Below are 22,476 nucleotides of genomic sequence, written 5' to 3' on the forward strand. Positions count from 1 at the left end.
TCGCATGCATCCCTCAGTTGGCCTTGAGAGCCATTTCTGTTTCGCCGTCGAACAGATGCATCCGCTCCTGATCGAACTCGAGCCAGATCTGTTCGTCAGGCTCGACGGCGATGGTCGGCCGCACGCTGACATTGACGATGGCGCCGGACAGGAACGCCTGCACGAAGGTGACGTCTCCGGTCGGCTCCACCGTATAGGCCTTGGCAGGGATGCTTCCAGGCATCGCGCTCTTGTGCAGCTTGATCGTCGAGTGACGTGCGCCGAGCACGACTTTCCTGGTTGTGGCCCTCTCTACCTTCCGGGCGTTGGGTGGCGAAAGCTCGAGGCGCCAGCCCTCCGCGCTGGTCAAGACGGTGTTGCCGCCTGCCGTTGATGCCTCCAGCGGAACAAGGCTCATCGCCGGGCTGCCGACGAAGCTGGCGACGAACATGTTCACCGGGTGGGCAAAGACCTGCGCCGGTGAATCATATTGCTGCAGGTAGCCGCCGTTCATCACGGCCATCCTGTCGGCCATGGTGACCGCTTCGAGCTGGTCGTGCGTCACATAGATGATCGTCGCCTGGAGGTCCTGATGGAAACGCTTGATCTCCGACCGCATTTGGACGCGCAGCTTTGCGTCGAGGTTGGAGAGGGGTTCATCCATCAGGAATACCGCCGGATCGCGAACGAGCGCACGGCCCAGCGCCACGCGCTGTTGTTGCCCGCCCGACAGCTCGCGTGGCTTGCGCTCGAGCAGCTGCGTCATGTCGAGCACGCGCGCTGCTTCCCTGACCTTCTTGTCGATCTCGTCCCTTGGCAGTTTGCGCATCTGAAGCGGGAACGCCAGGTTTTTGTAGACCGATTTCTGCGGATAGAGCGCGTAGTTCTGGAACACCATCGCGATGTCCCGGTCCTTGGGGTCGAGGTCGTTGACCACCCGGTCGCCGATGACGATGTCGCCAGATGTGATGGGGATGAGCCCCGCCACAAGGTTGAGCGTGGTTGTCTTGCCGCAGCCCGAAGGGCCGACGAGCGCAACGAATTCGCCGTCGTTGACCGTCAGCGAAACATTGTTGACAGCTTTGAAGCCGCCATAGGTCTTGACCAGATCTTTAAGGACCACATGGGCCACCGGCAACTCCCCTAGTGCTTGACTGCGCCTTCCGTAAGCGCCCGTACGAAGTATCTCTGCAGGACGAGGAACAGGACCACGACGGGCACGCTCATCATGAAGCTGGCCGCCATCAGGCCCGGAAAGTCCGTGGTATTTTCGGAGAAGAAGCGCTGGATGCCGACCGGGAGTGTCAACTGCTCGTTCTTGGAGAGAAAGGTGTAGGCGTAGATGTACTCGTTCCACGCGCCGATGAAGGAGTAGATCGCGGTGGCGATGATTCCGGGCGCCGAGAGCGGCATCACGATCAGGAAAAAGGCCTGGAATCGCGTTGCCCCATCGATGCGCGCCGCCTGCTCGAGCTGCACCGGGATGTTGTCGTAGAAGCCCTTGAGGAGCCAGATTGCCAGCGGCAGGCCGAATGTGAGGTAGGTGAGGACGAGCGACCCATGCGTATTCACTAGTCCGATCGCGCGCATCAGAATGAAGAGCGGCACGAGAAAGATCACCGCTGGGAACATGTTGCGAAGCAAGACGGCGAAGAACAGAAAGTTCCGGCCCGGGAAGGTGAAGCGTGAAAACGCATAGGCCGCAGGAACTGCCACGATCACCGAAAGGATGGTCGTGGTGGTGGAGACGAAGAGGCTGTTCCAGAAGAAGCGCAGGAAGTCCTGGCCGACGCTGTTTTGCGGATCGAGCAATTTTTGGTAGCTGGCGAGGGTGGGTTGGTCCGGCCACCATTGCGGCGGGAATTGCATGGCGGCGAAGCCGGACTTGATCGAGGTGATCAGCATCCAGACCATCGGCAATGCGGTGTAAAGCAGCATGAACACAAGGAAGATGCGTCCGCCCCACCGCCAGCCGTCAATGCGCAAGCGCCGACGCGCGTGGCCCCGATGAGCAATTTCTGCAATTGCGCTCATTGGCTCCCATCCTTCTGCTCGTTGCCGCTCAGCGCCCGGACGTAAAAATATCCGAGCGACATCAGGATGAGGAACAGCAGCACCGAATAGGCCGATGCCACCCCCCAGCGCTGGCGGCCGAAGGCGAGTTCGTAAATGTGGGTGATCCAGATATGCGATGCGTTCGACGGCCCGCCGCCGGTCATGATCCAGGGAATGATGAAAGAATTGAAGTTGGCCACTGCCAGCAGAAGGATCGTGACCGTCGAGACGTTTCTCAAATGCGGAAAGGTGACGTGCCAGAACCGCTGCCATGCATTGGCGCCGTCGACCTTTGCGGCGCGCAGCAACTGGTCGGGAACCGTCTGGAGGCCAGCCATCATCATGATCATTGCAAACGGAAACTCGCGCCAGATATTGACGACGATCAGGGAGGGCAGCACTGTGCTGACGCTGTCGATGAAATTCGGCGGCCGATCGGCCCATCCCAGGCCGACCAGCACGGCGCCGATTATCCCAAAGTCCGAGTGGTAGATCCACTTCCAGATATAGGACCCGGCGACCGCGCTGATGACCCAGGGAATGATCAGGATGGCCCGCAGAATGCCGCGGCCGACAAAGTCACGATGGAGCGCCAGGGCGCAGGCAAACCCCAGCACAAATGAGATAAAAGTGGACCCCACTGTCCAGATGAGAGTGTTCGAGGTGACCGTCCAGAACACCGGACTTGTGAGGATGGCGACGTAGTTGTCGAGGCCGACGAAGATCTTGTCGCGGATCTGCAGCCCAGGTGGTGTATTAAAGAACGACAGCTCGATCGTGTAGTAGATCGGGTAGGCAATGACGATGAGCATTACGGCGATCGCGGGAAGCACATACGCGTAGTCAGCGCGATGCTCCCAAATCTTTCGCAGCACGCCGGATCGATAGGGTTGCAGTCTTCGGCGAGTCTCGGCCTTGCCAGTCAAGATCGTCACTGTGCCGTGCCCTTATTTTTCGGAACAAACCGGCTGCGCTCGGGGCACAGCCGGCTAGATCGTCAGGCTTGACTAGAGTCCGCCGTCCATCAGGTCTTTTACCTTCTTGGCTGCGTCGTCCGCTGCTTGGTCTACTGTCATGGCCCCGGTCAGAGCATTCTGCAGCATGTCGGGGACGATGATGTTCATGATCTCAGGCGACTGTGGCAGCGCCGGGAACGGGATGCCGTAGGGCAGCATCGAAGTCGTGACATCAAGAAACTTGATGTTATCAAGACGTTCCTTCATCCATTTGGTCTTGAAACCGTTCAGGTTTCCCGGATTCGAGCCGGCATAGGCCATCTTCAGCGACCATTCGGGGCTCGTCCACATGCAGATGATGGCCTTTGCAGCCGGCTCGTCTACCTTGCCGCCCTCGACATATTCGGGCTTCAGGATGTGAATGTTGGAGCCACCAAACACAACAGCACGCTTGCCGTCGGGGCCAGTCGGAATGAGGCCGTAGCGCATATTGTCGATCACGGTCTGCGCTTTTTCCTTGTCGCTGCCTGTCGTCTTCTTCTGCAGGTCGAGCATGACATTGTAGTCGGACGGGTGCGAGATCATCATGCCGAGCTGGCCAGCGAGGAAGAGGGGCTGGTTGTCGGCCTGCTGGTTGGTGAGCGCCGAGACCGGAACAGACTTGTCGCGAACATACATATCGTAGGAGGCTTGCAATGCCGCCTTGCTCTGCGGGCTATTGAGCCGGACCTCCTTATAGGTCGGGTTCGCGGTCGCTTCGTCGAAGACGCCGCCGCCATAGGCCCACAATTGCGGCATGAAGCGGTAGGGCGTGTTGCCGGCATTCTTGCGAGCCACCAGGCCGTAACCGGCAATGCCGAGTTTGTCGTGGATCTGCTTGGAATACTTGACGACGTCATCCCATGTTGCCGGAGCCTTGTCCGGATCGAGGCCTGCACGCTTGAAGATGTCGGCGTTCCAGATGAACGCCATCGTCTCGTTGTTGGTTGGGATGCCGTAGGTCACCCCCTCCCAAGTAACAGCCTTCATTGCGCCGGGCCAGAAATCCTCGGTCGAATACCCTACATCCTCGGGCTTGAGCGGCTGCAAATAGCCTTTGGCGGCGAACTCGGTGCCGCCCAGGATCTGCAGGCGGACCGCCATCGGCGCTGCGTTGCCAAGAAGCGCGGTCCGGAACTTGTCCAGCAGGTCGTTATAGGTGAGGGCCTGTTCCTCAAGCTGGATGTTTGGGTAGGTTTTGCGGAAGCTCGCGAAGAAGTCCTTGTAATACTGGCGCAGCAGGTCGGGGTCGCCCTCGAACACGCCCTGATACCAGAATGTCAGGCGCCCCTTGTAGTCGAGGGGGGTGACCTTACCGCAATCGGCCGCCGTGTCGAACTCCTGCGTGCCGGCGATGGAGCGCACATATTGCGGCGACCACTGGCTCAAGTCGACCGGCGCACTGAGCGCAGGTACGGACATCAACGAAACCATCAAAGCAGTGGATACAGTGCCGCGTACAACGACACCGCCGAGCGAAAGACTCGTCATAGGCATTCTCCCAGGTATCTCCCAAGCCGCTCTCAATCAAGGCGGTCTTGCTCCCAGGTCGTGGGATTCTCCCACTTAATGTATCCCTTCGACCTTATCACACGTTTTCACGTCAAAGATTGTCTGTCAACTGACCAAATCGTACATTGTTTTGGCAGGATTTGCATGATATCTCCAGAATATGTGTATGGATTGGGAACAGTCTTGGCTGAAACGAGCGAATTTAAAGCACAGCCCCCCGAGGGGATCGACGCTACCGGGGCCTCGAGCGAGGGCGCGTCTGTTTACCAACTGATCAGGGACGACATCATCGAAGGGCGGCTCGCGGCCAACGAGCGGCTCGTCATCACCGATCTCGCCCGGCGCCACGGTACTTCAACCAACCCCGTGCGGGAGGCTTTGCAACTGTTGCGCGGCGAGGGCTTTGTCACCTTCGTTCCCAACCGCGGAGCGCGCGTCCGGCCGATCGATCAGGACTTTGTTCGGGATATCTACGAGATCGGCGTTTTGATCGAGCCCTCACTGACGCGCTGGTTCGTGAATATGGCCACCGTCGAGGACATTGCTGAACTCGAACGCATCCAGGGGCTGATTGAAGAGAACGACTTCGCCGACACGTTCAGGCACAGTGAACTGGACACGGCCTTCCACACCGTAATGTACCAAAGGCACTACAACCGCCATGCCGCCGAGCTTTGGTGGAAACATCGCGAAGTGCTTCGAGCCGTGAGCCGGCGTTTCAACTTCACGCTCGCCCGGCGTGCCGCGATCCTTAGCGAGCATCGCGAGCTCATCGCGCATGTCAAAGCCGGAAATGCTGACGAAGCTGGCGACCTCATCGCGCGCCATGTCGAGGGTTCCGGCCGGCACATCCTAGAACACATGCGCGCGCGTAATGCCGCCCGCGCAGGGTAGAACACCGGCCCTGAAATATCGTTTATCCGACACTTCAGATAAGGGCAGTTGAGATGAAAATCACAAGCGTTCGGCCGTGGCTAATCAAGTCCGATGCTTCTTATTGGGGAGAGTTCCTGTTCGTCGAGGTGACGACCGACGAAGGGCTGAGTGGCTGGGGTGAGATCACCACCACGACAAGGCTTGCCAATCGCGCTCTCTGCACGATCCTGCGCCAGATCGGTGCCGCTTTGACAGGCGAGGACCCGGCTCGTATCGAGTATCTGTGGCACAAGATATTCCGCAGCTTCACCTACATGGGCAGTCGCGGCGCCGCAGTCGAATGTGTGAGCGCCATCGACATAGCCCTCTGGGACATCCGAGGCAAAGTCCTGGCTAAGCCGATTTACGAGCTGTTGGGTGGACCGGTACGCGATGAAATCGGGCTCTACACCCATCCCAACCAGGCCAAGTTTATCAGCAAGGAGGCTGTGGTCCGCGAAATTCGAGACATCGTCGAGTCCGGCCACACGGCGCTCAAGTTCGATCCTTTCCCCTACCAGGGTAGCACCGCCGATGGACAGCCTCGCGAACAGCGGGACGGCTACCTCGATGGCAGCATGACCCGCAAGGATGAACGCGAAGCCGCAGAACTCACGGCTCTGATCCGCGAAACGGCCGGCTCAGATGTCGATATCCTCATCGATGCGCATGGCCGCTTCGACGTTCCGACCGCCATTCGCCTTTGTCGAAGCCTCGAGGAGGCTGGCCAGATCGATTGGTTCGAGGAGCCCTGTCCACCGGAGAGCCTCAATGCGCTCAGACAGGTCCGCGAGAAGGTCAATGCTCCCATCTCGTGGGGCGAGCGCGGCCATACGAAGTGGGATTTCGTGCCGGTGCTGGAAAACAAGCTCGCCGACTACATCATGCCGGATGTCACCTGGACCGGCGGCATAACCGAACTCAAGAAGATTTCTGCCCTCTGTGAAGCCTACTATATCCCGGTCTCTCCGCATGACGCCGCAGGGCCGATCAACGTGGTTGCGGGTGCGCAGGTGATGATGACCGTTCCTAATTTCTACAAACTCGAAACGTCGGAGTGGAACCTCGGCAAATACGATCACCTCATCGACAGACCACTCGATGTTTCGAACGGCAGCCTAAAGCTAAGAGCAAAGCCTGGTCTCGGGGTTGAGATGAACCGCGACTATCTTGAAAGCCACGAGATAGAGCTGGACTAGCAACACTCCATGTCGCCCAGCGCGGGCGGCGACGAGCCCGCCTACCGAAACGAGGTAAATCATGCCAGAGGCATATGGAGCCGACCAGGCGCTCAATCGGGTGAACACGCATTCCAAACCGTCCGACCTTCGCATAACCGACATGCGGGTAGCCGAAATCGTCGGTGCGCCGTTCACCTCAGTGCTGCTTAAGATTTACACGAACCAGGGCATCGTCGGGCTCGGCGAGGTGCGCGACGGTGCCAGCGCCACCTACGCGCTGATGCTGAAGAGCCGGTTGCTTGGTGAGAACCCCTGCAACATCGATCGACTGTTTCGACGGATCAAGCAGTTCGGCGGGCACGGTCGGCAAGGCGGAGGCGTATCTGCGATTGAGATCGCGTTGTGGGATCTTGCCGGCAAGGCCTATGGCGTTCCCATCTATCAGATGCTCGGCGGCCGGTTCCGGGAGAAAGTCCGCCTCTACTGCGATACTGACGCCACGGTGCCGAGCGGCACCGAGACCGGCAGACGCCTCAAACAGCGCATGGAGCTCGGCTTCACCTTCCTAAAGATGGATCTGGGCCTGATGCAGATCGCGGATGTGCCGGGTGCTGTCGTTTTTCCTGCCGGCTCACTTGAAGGGTACCGCGACCGCCCCGGCCGCGGACCGCTGAAGACCATTGAAGAGCGGCGCGTTCGCAATGCTACCTACGATCTGCATAACGTCGCGCACCCGTTTACCGGGCTCCACTTTTCCGACAAGGGCCTCGACCTGCTTGAGCAATACATTGCCGAGGTTCGCGAGGTCATCGGTATGCAGGTCCCGCTCGCGATCGACCATATTGGCCATATCTCCATGCAGAACGGAATTCGCCTCGCCAGGCGAATTGAAAAATACGTGCCGGCCTGGCTCGAGGATGTGATTCCATGGCAATACACCGAGCAGTACCGACAACTGCAGGACTCCACCACGGTGCCGATCTGCACCGGCGAGGACATATATCTCAAGGAGGGGTTCGAGCCTCTGCTCAAGAGCGGCGGCGTCTCCGTCATCCATCCGGACCTGCTCACCAGTGGCGGCATTCTTGAGACCAAGAAGATCGGTGATATGGCACAGGACCATGGTGTGGCCATGGCGATCCACATGGCGGAAACTCCAATCGCCGCAATGGCCGCCGCACACGTCGCGACGGCGACCGAAAACTTCATGGCGCTCGAATACCACTCCGTCGATGTCGACTGGTGGGACGATATCGTCACCGGCCTTCCCAAGCCGTTGGTGAAGGACGGCTTCATCACTGTTTCGGACAAGCCGGGGTTGGGGATTGACGATATCGACGACGAGGTGATCTCGCAGCATCTGCAGCCGGGTGTCACCGGCATCTGGCAGCCTACCGATCATTGGGATGATGAGTATCCCTGGGATCGCACCTGGAGTTGAGGCGAAAAGGGCCGAAGATGAAGATTACCGACCTGCGCTGCGCCGTCATCGGCAAACACCCGATCGTCCGCATTGTCACGGACGAGGGCCTCTATGGCTTGGGCGAAGTCGAATTTACCAAGGCCTATCTCAAGCCTTGGGTGCTGCATTTCCGCGAGGCGCTGGTCGGCGAGGATCCGACCGACGTTGAGAGAGTGATGCTGAAGATCCGCCAACGCGGCTCTTTCAAGCCGTACGGCGCGGCGGTTAGCGCGATCGAGCATGCGCTGTGGGATATCGCCGGCAAGGCCGCGGGCGTGCCGGCCTATAAGCTGCTCGGCGGCAAGGTACGGGACAAGGTGCGCGTCTATAACGGCTCGGTCCGTCAGATACGCACGGGCGACCGGCCGGAGGATTACGCCGCCGACGTCAAATGGATGATGGAGCAGCCGCAGAACTTCTTCATGATCAAGCAAGGGATCTCGTTCCACTCCAATATGAAGGACACCATCGAGGGTTTCCATTACGGCGTGATGCAGAAGAAGGCCGGCTATCACGGTGCCATGGATCAGGGCGTGATCAGCGAGCGCGGTTTCAATCACATGCTCGACTGCGTGGCCGCGATGAAGGAGGTGCTGGGCGACAAAGTCAGCCTGGCGCTCGACTGCGGCCCGGGCTGGATGCTGCCGGATGCGATCAGATTCGCCCGGGCGGTGGAAAAGTACAATCTGATGTGGCTCGAGGACATGCTGACTGGCGACTACGTGCCGTGGGTCAATCCGCAGGCCTACCGGGAACTGACGACCTCCACCTCAACGCCAATCCACACTGGTGAGCAGCTTTACTTGCGGCACAATTTCAAGGAACTGATCGAGACGCAGGCGGTCCGCGTCATCGGGCCCGATCCGGCCGATGTTGGCGGCATCGCGGAGCTCAAATGGATCGCCGAGCACGCCTACATGCACTCGATCCTGATGGCGCCGCACGGCGTCGCTAACGGCGTGCTGGGACTCGGCGCATTGATCAATGTCTGCGCCACGTTGCCGGCAAATTATATCGCCTTCGAATACCCGACCGCCTCCGACCCTTGGTGGGAGGATCTGATCATCGGCTTGCCGGCGCAGATCGTGAAGGACAGCATGGTGGACCTACTGGAAGCGCCGGGGCTGGGCCTCGACATCGACGCCGAAGGGGCAAGGAAGTATCTCAGGGAAGAGGACGCGGGCTTTTTCGACTGACCTCTTTCCATCCACCGTGCCTATGTTGTCGGGCGCCAGGAAACGGGTGCTTGTTGAAGTGGGTGGAGAGTGCGACCCAAATGTCGCCCATTGTAACGTCACGTTGATGCGGGCGTGGGCACAACCTCTGTCAAGGATTTCGACCGCATGTTGCGACAACGTTCGAGTAGGCCGCGTCGGCGCCAGGCAGCAACGATTGGGCGCGAGTCTTCAGATTCCCGACCCATCGAGCTGCTCGTCGTCATCGCCTTCCCAGGGCGAAGGCATCGAGGCGCGATTGGCCGAGGGCATCGGCATCCAACACTTCAATTCCGGCTCGGCATATTCGATGATGTGCCCGGGCGAGGAATCAGAGGCGCGCCAGCCTTCGCCACCGAACTGATCGCCATGCGACCAATAGGCGAGATCAACTTCCGCCGGCCCCTGCTCGGACGCGCGGATCGTCACCAGGATCCGGCTGCCGTCTCTCGGTGCGCTTGCCATCTGGCGCCAGCGGTCTGGGTCGTCCATCGTGTTTCCTCCTGCCTTGCTGCAGGTCGAGTGTCGCTTCGCCATCGAAAGCGGTCAACTCAAACTTTGCGGGATCCGTTGCTTGACGACCGAGGTAATAGCGAGAGGTTAAAGTCCGGCGCAAGCGGCGACAGCGCCGGACTGGGCGCATCGATTTTGTGAACCGCCGCCAGCCCATCGAGGCTTACGACCGCTTTCTGATAGTGCTGTAAATGATGTTGCGGTTGGCGCCGAACCAGACCGTCTTATCAACCGCGTTTTGCGTCGCACCAGCATTGGTAATTCGCCACATATCGGCCTCGGAACGCTGGAGTAGTTCCCAGTTCATGTAGGATTCCATGTATCCGTCATCGGCCATCTCGTCTGAAAAGTTGGCAAATAGAAAGACGCCGCCCGGTTTCAGCATTTCCATGCAAATCTGCGTGAGTCGGATTGCTACCTTGTCGGTGAGGTAATCGTACAAACCTGCTGCGTAGATTAGATCGAATGTGCCAATCTGATGCTTTCGCGCCAGCAAGCCGCGCACGGATCCATTGATAGGCTGGACAGAAGTTCCATGGAACTGGCTCGAGATCGAGCCGATGCTTTCGGGATCCTGATCAAGAGCAACCCAGCGTTTAAGGCGGCCTTCCGCAAGTGCTTTTGACGCCTCCGCTTCGCGAAGGTGACCGGCGGCTATGGCCAGGATCTCGGTATCCGAACCCGTTCGCACAGCCGTCTCGTCGACGTAGCGGGTCAGGGTGTCGCGACGTTCCCTTACGGCTACCGGGCCCGGAGCATTTATCGTGTATTCGAAGATATTCAGACCGAGAGGGGTAGATCTGGCCACTTCTTCGGCCACTGCCGGATGCCCATAAATAAAGTCTATAAGACCAGCATCACCGGAGTAGCCGCGGGGTTTTTCAAAAGACCAGCGAGTGAACGGGCACTGCTGCAGAATCGTGGCCGAGGGATGGGCCTGAATAATCGGGATGATCTTCTGCCACACAGCAGCGCCAAATTTTTGCCGGATGTCATGGAGCTGACCAATCAACCATCTGACTGCATCAGGCAGGTTTTTGCCCGCGGCGAACCGCTGCACTGCAATGTTGATGACAACTGCAAACTCAGCCTCCGCGATTCGCAGGCGGTCTGTTTCATTATGGTTGTGAGGTGAGGGGAACTTATTGCTGACGGACTGCGGTGTAATCAAGCTTTGGCCATCAAGGGAAAAGAGGGGTTGAGCCACGGAAACCTCATCGGTGAATAGATATTTAAAAGTTTGCCTAAAATCTTCAGCATTCTCAAGCGTCAAGGTTGGTGGCAGTGTCCCCGTGCACGTCTTAGCTTTAGAAAATATTAGTGAACCCAAGAGATACTCGGCCCGCTTGGGGATCCTTCGAGCGTTATTGGTTGATGTGGGGTCGGCGCAGGGCTATCCAGCTTCAGCGAGCGGTCTGTGTAGGGCAACTGCTGCAAGATGTTGGGTGGCAGGGGCATGATGCACGTGTTAGCCGAGACCGCAGTCGCCGCCACGCGGCCGACACTGTCGCCAGAACAGTTGCGTCGTCTTTATAAGCAGGAGAGCGAAAGCGGTCGAAAGAGCGTTACGCGCAAGGGCCTCTGGACAGCGGTAGCAGCTTACCTTGCATACTCTTTCACGGACTATCTTTTTATCGGTGATGTAGTCCAGTACACAATCGCCGGCCGCTTGGCGGTGGGCCTCAGTGCGCTCTGCGTGCTCGAACTGTTGCTCTGTCGTAAAGCAAAGGCCGATACGGTCGATATGGCCGCGGCGGTGGCCGTGTTAGCAGCTTATCTTGTCTGGCTTCTGACCGGGCAGATGACCACGGTCAGGGACGCGTTCTCATATTATATGGTTTTTGGCGCGATCTTTATGATGAGCGTCAACTTGTTCTTCAGTTTCCGTTTTCCGGTTGCTCTTGTCGCCTCCGCCACGAACGTGCTCATCTTCATCGGCGCCCTCTGTCTGTTCGCGCCCATGTTGCTACTGCACAAGCTGATCCTCGGCGCGTTCTGCATTTCCTGCTTTATTTTTACTTCTTACGTGAACCTTCAGCTCAATAGAGAGCGCTACAAAGTGTTCCTAAATGCTCTTGAAGCTCGTTTGCAGCAAGCTGCTGCCGACGAGAGGGGCAAGGCTCTTTTGCACCTGTCAAACACGGACGCGTTGACTGGCCTGGAAAATCGCCGGGCAATCGATCAACATCTGCGTGAGCATTGGCAACTCTGGCAGGACCATAGGGCGCCCTTTGCCGTCCTGCTTATCGATGTCGATTATTTCAAACGCTATAACGACTGTTACGGCCATCAAGAAGGTGACCGGTGCCTTGTCGCTGTCTCCCAGATTCTCCAAAGCGTGGCCTCGTCCTGGGGCTCGATCATCGGGCGATACGGGGGTGAGGAATTCCTTGTAGTCACACCAATGCCAGATTTGGAAAGAGCGACCGACCTCGCAGAAGCAATGTGTGCTGCGGTACGGGCATTGGCCTGGCCACACGAGCACCGGCGAGACGGGACCACTGTCATCACCGTCAGTGTCGGCTTATCTTATACGCGGGACGAGACCAAGCAGGTCGATAAGGTCATCTATGAAGCTGATCGCGCACTTTACGCCGCCAAGGCGACGGGTCGCGACAACCTTGTGGTCTTCGATCCTGAAGACCCGCAGAGTAGTGATGACAGCGAGGATATAGCTGCGATCCTGAAGATCGCACTCGAACACGGCCTTGTCTCCCTCGTCTATCAGCCGATCCGCAACGTCCAGACGGGCGAGACCGACGCTGTTGAAGCTTTGATGCGCTTGAGGATGTTGGACGGAACGCCGGTATCGCCTGCCATATTCATACCAATTGCGGAAAGGACAGGGTCGATCATTGAACTAGGCCGATGGGCAATTCGCACGGTATGCCGAGACCTCTTGGCAACCAACCTGGTGCAAGTTGCCAGCGTCAATGTTTCGCCGATTGAACTTCAGATGCCAGGTTTCGCCAAGTATGTCGCAGCAACACTAGCGGAATTCAATGTGACGGGCGCTCGGCTTGCTTTCGAAATTACCGAAGGAATGGAGCTGGAAATCGACCAGGATGTGGTTCGTTGCATTAGCGACCTGAGAAAGCTTGGCGCTCAAGTCTGGCTTGACGACTTTGGTACGGGGTTCGCCGGGCTCTCCTGGCTTCGCCTCATAGAATTCGACACCATCAAGATCGACCGATCCTTCCTCCATGACTGCAGCACGGAAAGAGGCAAAAGGATGTTGCTTGACATCATCAGCCTGCTACGCAACCGCGGTGTGAGAATTCTCATTGAAGGCGTCGAGACCATCGAACATCAGCGGCTGATGCAGCAGTACGGAATCAACCAGATCCAGGGCTATTACATTGGACGGCCCGCGCCGGCAGCGCAGCTTGAAGCTGATAACGTGCTGCCGTTCAGCATAGCCAGAAACCTTGATTCCAAACGTCAGTTTCGGAATGGCCTATAGGGTCCTCCGGCGTGCACCAGCTGCAGCTGTGCTTTGTGCTTCCGGGTCCGGCGGTAGCGGATCTGAAGCTCGCCGCCTTCGTCACGCTCGATTTCAGCTGAGACGCCGAACACATCGGCGATGAGACTTGCAGTCAGCACCTCCGCCGGGGAGGCCGGTCGCCACGATCCGACCGGCATACATGATTTTGCCCCCTGCTTGCCAAAAAACCACAATTGCCCCACTTAGTTCACACATCCGCCCTCGGCATTAAGAATTGGATCAAGACTGAATGCGCATTGCCTACGTTTTTCTCGCTGCGTTTCTTGCACTCGCACAATCCGCATATGCTGAGGTCGCAGCGCCGCCTGTTTTGAAGCCGTTGACGCGGCAGGCGCAGGCGGCGGAGCTGAGCGCGCAGTTTCTGTCGCGCTATAGCTACAAGCCGGTTCCGCTCGATGATGCCTTGTCCGGCAGGGTCATGGATCAGTTCATCAAGTCGCTGGATCCCGACCGCATGCTCTTCCTGCAGGCCGATATCGACAAGTTCATGGCTGATCGCAGCGAGATCGACGATGCCATCGAGCGGCAGGACTTGAAGATTCCATTTGCGATCTTCAACGCCTATCAGCAGCGCGTCGTCGACCGGATGACCTATGCCCGCAGTCTGCTGAAGCAGGGCTTCGATTTCACCGGGCGGGAAGATTATGCGGTGCTGCGCGAGAAAGCGCCTGGCCGCAATCGGAAGCCGAGAGCAATGATCTTTGGCGCAAGCGCGTCAAAAACGACTGGCTGCGGCTGAAGCTCGGCGGCAAGAACGATGCGGCCATTCGCGAAACGCTCGACAAACGCTATGAAAACACGCTTGAGCGCGTTTACAAGTTCAAGAGCGACGATGTTTTCCAGTCGTTCATGGATGCCTATTCAAACTCGATTGACCCGCATACCGATTATTTCGGGGCGGCCGCTTCGGCCGATTTCAATGTCTCTATGAAGCTTTCGCTGTTCGGCATCGGTGCGGTGCTGCAGGAGCGCGACGACTATACGACGATCCGCGAGCTCGTGCCCGGCGGGCCGGCGCAACTTTCCGGCAAGCTTGCGGTCGGAGACCGCATCACCGGCGTCGGCCAGGGCAAGGACGGGCCGATCAAGGAAGTGGTGGGCACGCGCCTCGATGAAGTCGTGCAGATGATCCGCGGCAAGAAGGGCACCGTCGTGCGCCTGGATATTCTGCCCGCGGATGCCGGCGCCGATGCCACCCATCGCGTCGTCAGCCTGGTGCGCGATAAGATCAGCCTCGACAAGCAGGCCGCCAAGAAGAGCGTGCTGTCGGTGAAGGCGGGCGATGCCACGCGCAAGATCGGCATCATCACGCTGCCGGTCTTCTATGAGGATTTCGAAGCCAAGAACAAGGGCGACAAGGACTACAAGAGCGCCAGCCGCGATGTCGCCAAGCTGCTCGATGAGCTCAGCCAGGAAAAGGTCGACGGCGTTCTCATCGATCTGCGCAACAATGGCGGCGGTTCGCTTGATGAGGCGATCGATCTCACCGGCCTCTTCATCGGCAAGGGCCCGGTCGTTCAGCAGCGCGCCGGCAACGGCAAGATCGAGGTCAAGAGCGCCGACCGGACAACGCCTGCATGGACAGGTCCCTTGGGGGTTCTGATCAACCGCGGCTCGGCCTCGGCTTCGGAGATCTTTGCCGCGGCGATCCAGGATTACGGCCGCGGCGTGATCATCGGCGAACCCAGTTTCGGCAAGGGCACGGTTCAGACGGTCGTCGATCTCGACCAGGTGGTTCACAACAGCAAACCCGAATTCGGGGAGCTGAAGGTGACGATCGCTCAGTTCTTCCGGATCAACGGCGGCACGACGCAGCTGCGCGGTGTTACCCCCGATATCAGCCTGCCGGGATTGTCGGATCTGGCGAACTTCGGCGAGACCAGCTATGACAATGCCCTGCCGTGGGCGGAGATCAAGCCGGCGAAATATGCGCCGGAAGGCGATATTACGGCCTTGCTGCCGGCCCTTCAGAGCCGCCACGATGCGCGGGTCAAGGGCGATCAGGACTTCCAGCGTCTGCTGCAGGACATCGCCGATCTGAAGGCGCAGCGCGAGAAGGGCGTCGTTTCCCTGAACGAAGCCGAACGCCGCAAGGAAGCGGCCGCCCGCGAGGCGCGGTTCAAGGCGCGGGCCGAAGCCGGCGATGGCGAAGATCTTGCAGGCGACGATGGCCTGCAGGCGGACGAGCGCAGCCTGAGCGCCGATATCGCCATGGAAAATGCCCGCAAAAAGGCCAAGGACGTCCTGCTCGACGAGGCCGCCGCCATTGTCGGGGACGAAGCGGATTTGCAGCGCGGCGCTGTAGAGGCAGCCACGAAGCAGCCGGGAAAGACGGAGCAGAAATAGGCGTAACCCGGCGCCGATAAACCTTACTGTCTCGCTTGGAACGCTTTACCCCGTTGATAATGCGAGATGTCCGTGAGGACAGTTCGAATCTGCTCAACTGCAATCCAGTCTTGGGGGTGAATTGGAGCGGAAGCTTTATTACCCCATCGATCTGCTCATCCCAGCCGCCTGCATCGCGGTGGTATCGTTTGCTTCATGCTGTTTTCTCTTCCAGTATGCTGACGGGTCGATCCCACTGGATGAGCACGACACAGCCGGTGTCGCTCCAGACCGAGTGCTCGGTACCGGCTGCGTTGACGATGTAGCTGCCGCGGCCGTAATTGCCGGCTTCATCCGATTGCACTCCGTCGAGCACGAGGATGGTTTCCAGCCCCTCATGCCGATGGCGGGGAACGCCAGCCCCGGCCTCGTATTTCAGGAGCGCCACGCCGGGCTGGTCGCCCTCGAAGGGCCGGATCCAGTGGATCGTCACCTGATCGCGGAAGGGGGCGAAGTGCAGATCCCTCCAGCCGCCTGATGTGAGCAATTCGCGGGTGGTTTCAGGCATGGGCGATGCTTTCCAATATGTCGTTGACATGAGCCGTCCAGCCGACGATTGCGCCCTGGGCGCGGATCATGGCGATGGCTGCGGCCTTGAACTCCGGAAAATAGCTTTCCGTGGCCTCCTCGGCGAGGAGGCATTCATAGCCGCGGTCGTTGGCCTCACGCATGGTGGTCTGCACGCAGACTTCGGTCGTCACGCCTGCGAAAACCAGCTGTTTGATACCCTTCTGCTGCAGCACTTCGTCGAGCTCGGTCGCAAAAAAGGCGCCCTTGCCCGGTTTTTCGATGACGACCTCGCCTTTGACCGGAGCAAGCTCCGGCAGAATTGCGGTGCCGGGCTCGCCGGAGATCAGGATGCGGCCCATGGGGCCTACATCGCCGATCCTGAGTGTAGGATTGCCGCGGTCGCGTTTCGCCGGCGGCAGATCCGAAAGATCGGGCCGATGGCATTCCATCGTGTGAATGACCGGCAGCCCGGCATAACGAAAGCCATGGATGAGTCGTTTGACATCGGGCACGATCCTGGTGATGCGGCTGACATCATTGCCGAGGCTGGCGCCGAAGCCGCCCGGCTCGGCGAAATCACGCTGCATGTCGATGACGATCAGCGCGAGCTGGTCGTGCTTCACCGGGAAGGCGAAGGGTTCTGCCTTGATCTCCGCCATCAGTGATGCCCCGCCATATGGGCGCCGATCACGCCGATGTCGGCTGAGCGCGCCGGCGTTTCGTAGACCAGCCTACCTTCGGAAATCACCATGATCCGATCGGACATCTCGAGCAGCTCGTCGAGGTCCTCGGAGAGCAGCAACACGGCAGCGCCAGCGTTGCGCGCTTTCATGATGCGGGCGCGGATTTCGGCGACGGCCGAGAAATCGAGGCCGAAGCACGGGTTCGAGACGATCAGCAGATCCACCTTGCCGGTCAGTTCGCGGGCAAGCACGGCGCGCTGCACATTGCCGCCGGAAAGTGCCGCGATCGGCGAGGCAGACGAGGCCGTCTTCACCTTGAAGTCGGAAATCAGCGCCGCGGCGCGCTTCCTCATCTTGCCCTTGTTCAGCCAGATCGCGTCCTTGCCGTCTACCTTGAGGTCAAACGTTCGAAAGGCGAGATTTTCGCTGACCGTCATGCGCGGCGCACAGGCATTCTGTAGCGGCTCCTCGGGAATAAAACGGACATTGTTCTTGCGCGTCTCCGGCCGTGTCGCGCGATAGGCGTCGCCGTTGACGATAACGCGGCCGGTCTCCGTCGGGCGCTGGCCGGCGAGGATTTCGGTCAATTCCTTCTGGCCATTGCCTGATATTCCGGCGATGCCGACGATCTCGCCGGCGTGAACCATGAGCTCGTCGATTTCGATGGTCTTGAGACCCGAGCGGTCAGGCGCCCTGACCTGCTCGACCTTGAGGACGGGCTTGACGCTCTGCGGGGTGGGAACGCGGCTGTCGAGTTCGGCGAGCTTGACGTCGCCGATCATCATCGTCGCCATCTCGGTCGTGGAGACTTCCCCGACTTTTCCAGAGCCGACAAGCTTGCCGCGCCGCAGGATCGAGACGGCATTGGCAAACTTCGTCACCTCATGGAACTTGTGGGAGATCATCAGCACGGTCAGTTCGCCGCGCTCCGTCATCCCGCGCACGAGGCCGAGCATCTCGTCGGCTTCTGTGGGCGTCAGCACCGAGGTCGGCTCGTCGAGGACCAGAAAGGAGCGGCCGAGATAGAGCTGCTTGACGATCTCGAGCTTCTGTTTCTCGCCGGCGGCCAGTTCGCTCACCGGGCGATCCAGCGGGATCTGGAAGGGCATGCGCTCCATAAAGGCGGCGAGATCCTTCCGCTCCTTCGCCCAGTTGATGACAGCAGGCACTTCGGCGCGGCTGATGACGAGGTTTTCAGCACCCGTCAGCGACGGCACCAGCGTGAAGTGCTGATAGACCATGCCGAGGCCATAGGCCGCCGCGTCCCTGGGCGATGCGATTGCCACTTCGCGACCATCGACGGAGAGCGAGCCCGCTGTCGCGTGATAGAAACCCATGATGCATTTGACGAGCGTCGACTTGCCGGCGCCGTTCTCGCCGAGCAGCGCATGGAAACTACCGGCTGGCACCTTGATCGAGACATGGTCAAGCGCGGTGAAGCTGCCGAAGCGCATCGTCATGTCCATAGTATCGATGCCGACGGCCTTGCCGGCCTGCGGGAGTGGCGTGTCGCGGATCGTGCTCATGGCAGCTGGCTCACGAGCGTTGCGGAATTGGAGACGGAGCCGAAGACGCCGCCCTGCATCTTCACCATCTTGATGGCAGCGAGGTGGTTGCCGTAATCGGTCGCGCCGCAGCAGTCGTCCAGCAGCAAGCATTCGAAGCCGCGGTCGTTCGCCTCGCGCATTGTGGTGGAAACGCAGACGTCGGTGGTGATCCCGGTCAGGATGATGTTCTCGATGCGCTTCTGGTTGAGGATCAGCTCCAGGTCGGTGGCGCAAAACGAGCCCTTGCCGGGCTTATCGATGATCGTCTCGCCTTCGATCGGGTAGAGTTCAGGAATGATGTCCCAGCCGGGTTCGCCGCGTGTGAGGATGCGTCCGCACGGGCCAGGATCGCCGATGCCTGCGCCAATGCGCTGTGAACGCCAGCGCTTGTTGGCCGGCAGGTCGGCGAGATCGGGGCGATGACCCTCGCGGGTGTGGATGATGTGATAGCCCTTGGCGCGCATGGCGGCCAGCACGCGCTTGATCGGTTCGATCGGCGCCTGAACCAGCGACAAGTCGTACCCCATGTGGTCGACGTAACCGCCCTTGCCGCAGAAATCGGTCTGCATGTCGATGATGATGAGGGCCGTATTGTCCGGGCGCAGGGCGCCGTTATAGGGCCAGGGATAGGGATCGGCGTCGATATAATGTCCTTTGGTCTCGACCATGGCGTCCATCGTCTTCTTCTCCTATTCACCCGCAAGTTTGAATGTTTTGCTGCCGCGGTTCGACCGTTTCGATCCGTTCAATGCGCCGCGGTTGGACATCAGCTGCTCCCGCCTCACTTCGTCAGCGAGATCGCCCCCGGCGCACCGGCAAGCGAACGTGTCGGTGAGGAGGTCGTGATCATGATGACGAGGGTGAGCACGTAGGGCGCGGCATAGAAGAGATAATAGCCCTGGGTCACGCCGATCGATTGCAACGCCGGCCCGAGCGCACCGGCGCCGCCGAATAGCAGCGCGGCGAGGAAGCAGCCGATCGGGTTCCAGCGGGCGAAGATGACGAGTGCGACGGCCATCAGGCCTTGGCCTGAAGAAATGCCCTCGTTCCACGATCCGGGATAATAGAGCGACAGGTAGGCGCCGCCGATCGCCGCTAGCGACCCGCCGACGGCGGTGGCCAGCAGGCGCACCCGATCGGGATTGATGCCCATGGCGCGCGCCGCATCCGTGCTGTCACCGACGACGCGCAGGATGAGGCCCAGCCGCGTATTCCGGAAGGCCCACCAGAGGGTGAAGGCCAGCAAGGCCCCAATGATGAAGAGAACATTGATGTTCAGCGCTGCCTGGATCTGCGGCAGGCTCGACCAGAAGCCGAAGGGAATCGACGGCAGATGCGGCGCTGCAGGCTGAATGAAGGACTTGCCGAGGAAGAAGGCGAGGCCCAGGCCGAACTGCATCATGGCGATGCCGATCGCGATGTCGTTCACCTTCGGCCATTTGCAGATCCAGCCGTGAACGAGACCGAAGATGGCGCCGGTCGCCATGGCGGCGAGCACGCCCAGCCAGGGCGAGTTGGTCATGACGGCCACGGCGTAGGCCGTCATCGCACCGAAGACGAGCGTCCCTTCCAGGCCGAGATTGATGCGGCCGGAGCGCTCGGTGATCGTCTCGCCGAGGCTGACGAAGATGAAGGGGGTGGAAACGCGGATGGCGCCCGCCAGGATCGCGAGCGGCACGCCCCAGATGCCGATGCCCGTCTCTTCCATCAGAGGCTCCTTTTCCAGAGGTCGGGATTGAAGATCTTGAAGCGCCCGTAGAAGGTCTCGCAGAAGAGGATGATGATGAAGAGCGTACCCTGCAGCACCAGCACCGTGGCATCGGGCAGGCCCATGCGGCGCTGGATGAGGCCGCCGGAAGCATCTATGCCCCCGAGCAGGATCGCGACCGGGATGATCGCAAGCGGATTATGGCGGGCGAGGAAGGCGACGAGGATGCCGGTATAGCCATAACCCGCGGCGAGCGAGGCATTGGCGCTCCCCTGGACGGCGACGACCTCGATCATGCCGGCAAGACCTGCGAAACTGCCGGCGATCGCGGTGAAGCCGGCGATCAGCCTGCCGACCGGCAAGCCTTGGATCTGGGCGGCCCGCACGTTTCCGCCGGCGATGCGGGCGGCGAAACCGAAGCTCGTCACCTCGATCAGGATCGAGGAGAGGATGCAGGCGAGGATGCCGATCACGAGGCCCCAATGCACATCCATGCCGGGAATGTTGCCGAGCATGTATTCGGGCGGCAGCGGCTTGGTCGAGGGCTTGTTGAGACTGGCCGGATCGCGTAGCGGCCCCTCGACGAACTGGTTCATCAGGGCAATGGCGATATAGGAGAGCAGCAGCGAAGAAATGGTCTCGTTGACGCCGCGGTAATGGCGCAGGAAGCCTGCAAAGCCGATCCAGATGCCACCGACGACCATGGCGGCAATCGCCATCAGAATAAGAATGGGAAACGCGGGGGCCGCGCCGCCAAGCGGCATGGCCATGGCTGCGGCGGCAACGCCGCCCAGCACGACCGCTCCTTCCCCGCCGATGATGACGAGACCGAGGCGGGCGGGCAGGGCGACGCAGAGTGCCGTCAGGAGAAGGGGTGCGGCACGGCTTAAGCTGTTCTGCACCGAAAACCAGCTGCCGAAGCCGCCGGTATACATGAGCTGGAAGAGCATGGCCGGCGATTTGCCGATCGCCAGGATGAAGAGGGAGAAGAGCCCGAGCCCGATCAGGATGGCCGCAAGGCCGATGGCCACAGGTTCCGCCCTGCGCGCGATCCATTCGAGCAGGGGACGCAGCGCGGTGGGATCGTCGGAAGCGACTGATATCGCGGGATGATTGGCCTGAACGGTCATGCGCTTCTCCCTCACGCGGTTTACACCGTGGACCCGACGACACCCTCGACCAGATAGTTCATGCTTTCGAGCTCGATCGCGTCTTCCGCGTAGCTCTTGTCGGCCGTGACGATGGTGTTGCCCTTGTTGTCCTTCAGCGGCCCCTTGAAGACCGAGAAGCCGCCCTTCATCATGTCGGCATGCGTCGCCTCGAATGCCTTGCGGCCCGCCTCGGAAACGCCGGGGCCGAGCGCGCTCATCTTGACGAAACCGTCCTTCAGGCCGCCACGCACGAAATTGCCGAGCTTTTCGCCGGCCTGCGCCTTCTTGACGAAGTCGCCATAGACATTGCCCCAGGCCCATTCAGCGCCTGTGAGGTATTTCTCAGGCGCAAGCGGGCTCTGGTTGGCGTGGTAGCCGCAGACGAAGGCGCCGCGGCCGGCGGCGGTTTCCACGACCACCTTCGGACTGTCGACATGGCAGGTGATGACGTCCGCGCCCTGATCGACCAGCGCGTTGGTGGCTTCCGCCTCCTTGACCGCAAGCGACCATTCGCCGGTGAAGATCACCTGGCAGGTAATGGTCGGATCGACTGCGCGTGCGCCCAGCAGGAAGGCATTGATGTTCTGCAGCACCTGTGGGATCGGCTTGGCCGCGACGAAGCCGATCTTCTTGCTCTTCGTCGCATGGCCGGCAGCGATGCCATTCAGGTACTGCCCCTGGAAAATATAACCGAAATAGGAGCCGGTATTGGCGGGGTGCTTGCCCTCCTGCCATAACCCGCCGCAATGGCGGAACTGGATATCGGGATATTTGGCGGCCATGGCCAGCATATGCGGATCGAAATAGCCGAAGGAGGTCGGGAAGAGCAGGGTGGCGCCGTCGAGATTGATCATCGATTCCATCGTCTTCTGAACGTCCACCGTCTCGGGCACGTTCTCTTCCTCGACGACGGTGACGCCGGGCACCGCCTTGACGGCGGCAGCACCCTCGGCATGCGCCTGGTTGTAGCCATAGTCATCCTTGGGACCGACATAGACGAAGCCGACGGTCAGGGCCGTCTGCGCGAGCGCGCGCGAGGAGAGGAGACCGGGCGCCGCGCCGACGAGAGTGGCGGCGGCGGAAGCCCGAAGAAAATGGCGTCGTTTCATGGAAAGGAGTCTGGTCATCGGAATGCTCCCCTGACGGCGTTTTTGCCGTTTT

19 protein-coding genes and 1 pseudogene are annotated in these 22,476 nt (G+C 60.0%); 7 read left to right on the forward strand and 13 right to left on the reverse strand.

Going from position 1 to position 22,476, the window contains the following annotated elements; translation table 11 throughout:
• Window positions 1-13: 13 nt before the first annotated feature.
• The 4 genes from RHE_RS24520 to RHE_RS24535 form a co-directional block, all read right to left on the reverse strand.
• Window positions 14-1,111 (reverse strand): ABC transporter ATP-binding protein, encoded by a 1,098-nt coding sequence (locus RHE_RS24520; RefSeq protein ID WP_011427955.1) that lies wholly within the window; start codon window positions 1,109-1,111, stop codon window positions 14-16.
• A gap of 11 nt (window positions 1,112-1,122) precedes the next feature.
• A complete protein-coding gene (locus tag RHE_RS24525; RefSeq protein WP_011427956.1) occupies window positions 1,123-2,013 on the reverse strand; it encodes a carbohydrate ABC transporter permease in 891 nt (296 codons plus the stop codon).
• Window positions 2,010-2,969, reverse strand: coding sequence for a carbohydrate ABC transporter permease (locus tag RHE_RS24530; RefSeq protein ID WP_042119832.1), 960 nt, complete (start codon window positions 2,967-2,969; stop codon window positions 2,010-2,012). The genes RHE_RS24525 and RHE_RS24530 overlap by 4 nt, the downstream gene beginning before the upstream one ends.
• 72 nt (window positions 2,970-3,041) lie before the next feature.
• On the reverse strand, window positions 3,042-4,520 hold the full coding sequence (locus RHE_RS24535; protein WP_011427958.1) for an ABC transporter substrate-binding protein: 1,479 nt from the start codon (window positions 4,518-4,520) through the stop codon (window positions 3,042-3,044).
• 204 nt (window positions 4,521-4,724) lie between these two features.
• On the opposite strand from RHE_RS24535, the gene RHE_RS24540 reads away from it, so the two are divergent.
• The 4 genes from RHE_RS24540 (at window position 4,725) to RHE_RS24555 (ending at window position 9,295) form a co-directional block, all read left to right on the forward strand.
• Complete coding sequence (locus RHE_RS24540; protein WP_029531946.1) at window positions 4,725-5,435, forward strand: GntR family transcriptional regulator; 711 nt, start codon at window positions 4,725-4,727, stop codon at window positions 5,433-5,435.
• A 53-nt stretch (window positions 5,436-5,488) separates the two neighbouring features.
• Window positions 5,489-6,655, forward strand: a complete 1,167-nt coding sequence (locus RHE_RS24545) for a mandelate racemase/muconate lactonizing enzyme family protein (RefSeq protein ID WP_011427960.1) — start codon at window positions 5,489-5,491, stop codon at window positions 6,653-6,655.
• Between the two features lie 61 nt (window positions 6,656-6,716).
• Window positions 6,717-8,078, forward strand: coding sequence for a mandelate racemase/muconate lactonizing enzyme family protein (locus RHE_RS24550; RefSeq protein ID WP_011427961.1), 1,362 nt, complete (start codon window positions 6,717-6,719; stop codon window positions 8,076-8,078).
• Window positions 8,079-8,095: 17 nt separating this feature from the next.
• Window positions 8,096-9,295, forward strand: a complete 1,200-nt coding sequence (locus RHE_RS24555) for a mandelate racemase/muconate lactonizing enzyme family protein (protein ID WP_011427962.1) — start codon at window positions 8,096-8,098, stop codon at window positions 9,293-9,295.
• Between the two features lie 210 nt (window positions 9,296-9,505).
• On the opposite strand, the gene RHE_RS24560 is transcribed toward RHE_RS24555, so the two are convergent.
• Together RHE_RS24560 and RHE_RS24565 are read right to left on the reverse strand one after the other, a co-directional pair.
• Window positions 9,506-9,805 carry a hypothetical protein gene (locus RHE_RS24560; RefSeq protein WP_011427963.1) on the reverse strand — a complete coding sequence of 100 codons (300 nt, stop codon included), beginning with the start codon at window positions 9,803-9,805 and terminating at the stop codon, window positions 9,506-9,508.
• 184 nt (window positions 9,806-9,989) lie between these two features.
• Window positions 9,990-11,033 (reverse strand): class I SAM-dependent methyltransferase, encoded by a 1,044-nt coding sequence (locus RHE_RS24565; protein WP_011427964.1) that lies wholly within the window; start codon window positions 11,031-11,033, stop codon window positions 9,990-9,992.
• A gap of 252 nt (window positions 11,034-11,285) precedes the next feature.
• On the opposite strand from RHE_RS24565, the gene RHE_RS24570 reads away from it, so the two are divergent.
• The 3 genes and pseudogenes from RHE_RS24570 (at window position 11,286) to RHE_RS24580 (ending at window position 15,677) form a co-directional block, all read left to right on the forward strand.
• A complete protein-coding gene (locus RHE_RS24570; protein ID WP_011427965.1) occupies window positions 11,286-13,289 on the forward strand; it encodes a putative bifunctional diguanylate cyclase/phosphodiesterase in 2,004 nt (667 codons plus the stop codon).
• Window positions 13,290-13,560: 271 nt separating this feature from the next.
• A pseudogene (locus RHE_RS35155) lies at window positions 13,561-14,168 on the forward strand (carboxy terminal-processing peptidase); the annotation flags it as partial.
• Between the two features lie 12 nt (window positions 14,169-14,180).
• Entirely contained in the window at window positions 14,181-15,677 is a 1,497-nt protein-coding gene (locus RHE_RS24580; RefSeq protein WP_406867030.1) for a carboxy terminal-processing peptidase, read from the forward strand.
• A gap of 193 nt (window positions 15,678-15,870) precedes the next feature.
• Here RHE_RS24580 and RHE_RS24585 read toward each other — a convergent pair whose 3' ends face one another.
• The 7 genes from RHE_RS24585 to RHE_RS24615 form a co-directional block, all read right to left on the reverse strand.
• A complete protein-coding gene (locus tag RHE_RS24585; RefSeq protein ID WP_011427966.1) occupies window positions 15,871-16,224 on the reverse strand; it encodes a cupin domain-containing protein in 354 nt (117 codons plus the stop codon).
• Window positions 16,217-16,885, reverse strand: a complete 669-nt coding sequence (locus tag RHE_RS24590; RefSeq protein WP_011427967.1) for a cysteine hydrolase family protein — start codon at window positions 16,883-16,885, stop codon at window positions 16,217-16,219. The genes RHE_RS24585 and RHE_RS24590 overlap by 8 nt, the downstream gene beginning before the upstream one ends.
• Entirely contained in the window at window positions 16,885-18,435 is a 1,551-nt protein-coding gene (locus RHE_RS24595; RefSeq protein ID WP_011427968.1) for an ABC transporter ATP-binding protein, read from the reverse strand. Before RHE_RS24595 ends, RHE_RS24590 begins: the two co-directional genes overlap by 1 nt.
• Window positions 18,432-19,133 carry a biuret amidohydrolase gene (gene biuH, locus RHE_RS24600; protein WP_011427969.1) on the reverse strand — a complete coding sequence of 234 codons (702 nt, stop codon included), beginning with the start codon at window positions 19,131-19,133 and terminating at the stop codon, window positions 18,432-18,434. The genes RHE_RS24595 and biuH overlap by 4 nt, the downstream gene beginning before the upstream one ends.
• Before the next feature lie 104 nt (window positions 19,134-19,237).
• The gene (locus tag RHE_RS24605; protein WP_011427970.1) at window positions 19,238-20,164 is read right to left on the reverse strand and encodes an ABC transporter permease; all 927 of its coding nucleotides are present in this window, start codon (window positions 20,162-20,164) and stop codon (window positions 19,238-19,240) included.
• Window positions 20,164-21,294: an ABC transporter permease gene (locus tag RHE_RS24610; protein WP_011427971.1), complete on the reverse strand. Its 1,131-nt coding sequence runs from the start codon at window positions 21,292-21,294 to the stop codon at window positions 20,164-20,166. The genes RHE_RS24605 and RHE_RS24610 overlap by 1 nt, the downstream gene beginning before the upstream one ends.
• A gap of 20 nt (window positions 21,295-21,314) precedes the next feature.
• Complete coding sequence (locus RHE_RS24615) at window positions 21,315-22,442, reverse strand: BMP family ABC transporter substrate-binding protein (protein ID WP_011427972.1); 1,128 nt, start codon at window positions 22,440-22,442, stop codon at window positions 21,315-21,317.
• Window positions 22,443-22,476: the final 34 nt, after the last annotated feature.

Source organism: Rhizobium etli CFN 42, assembly GCF_000092045.1.
Taxonomy (GTDB): Bacteria; Pseudomonadota; Alphaproteobacteria; order Rhizobiales; family Rhizobiaceae; genus Rhizobium; species Rhizobium etli.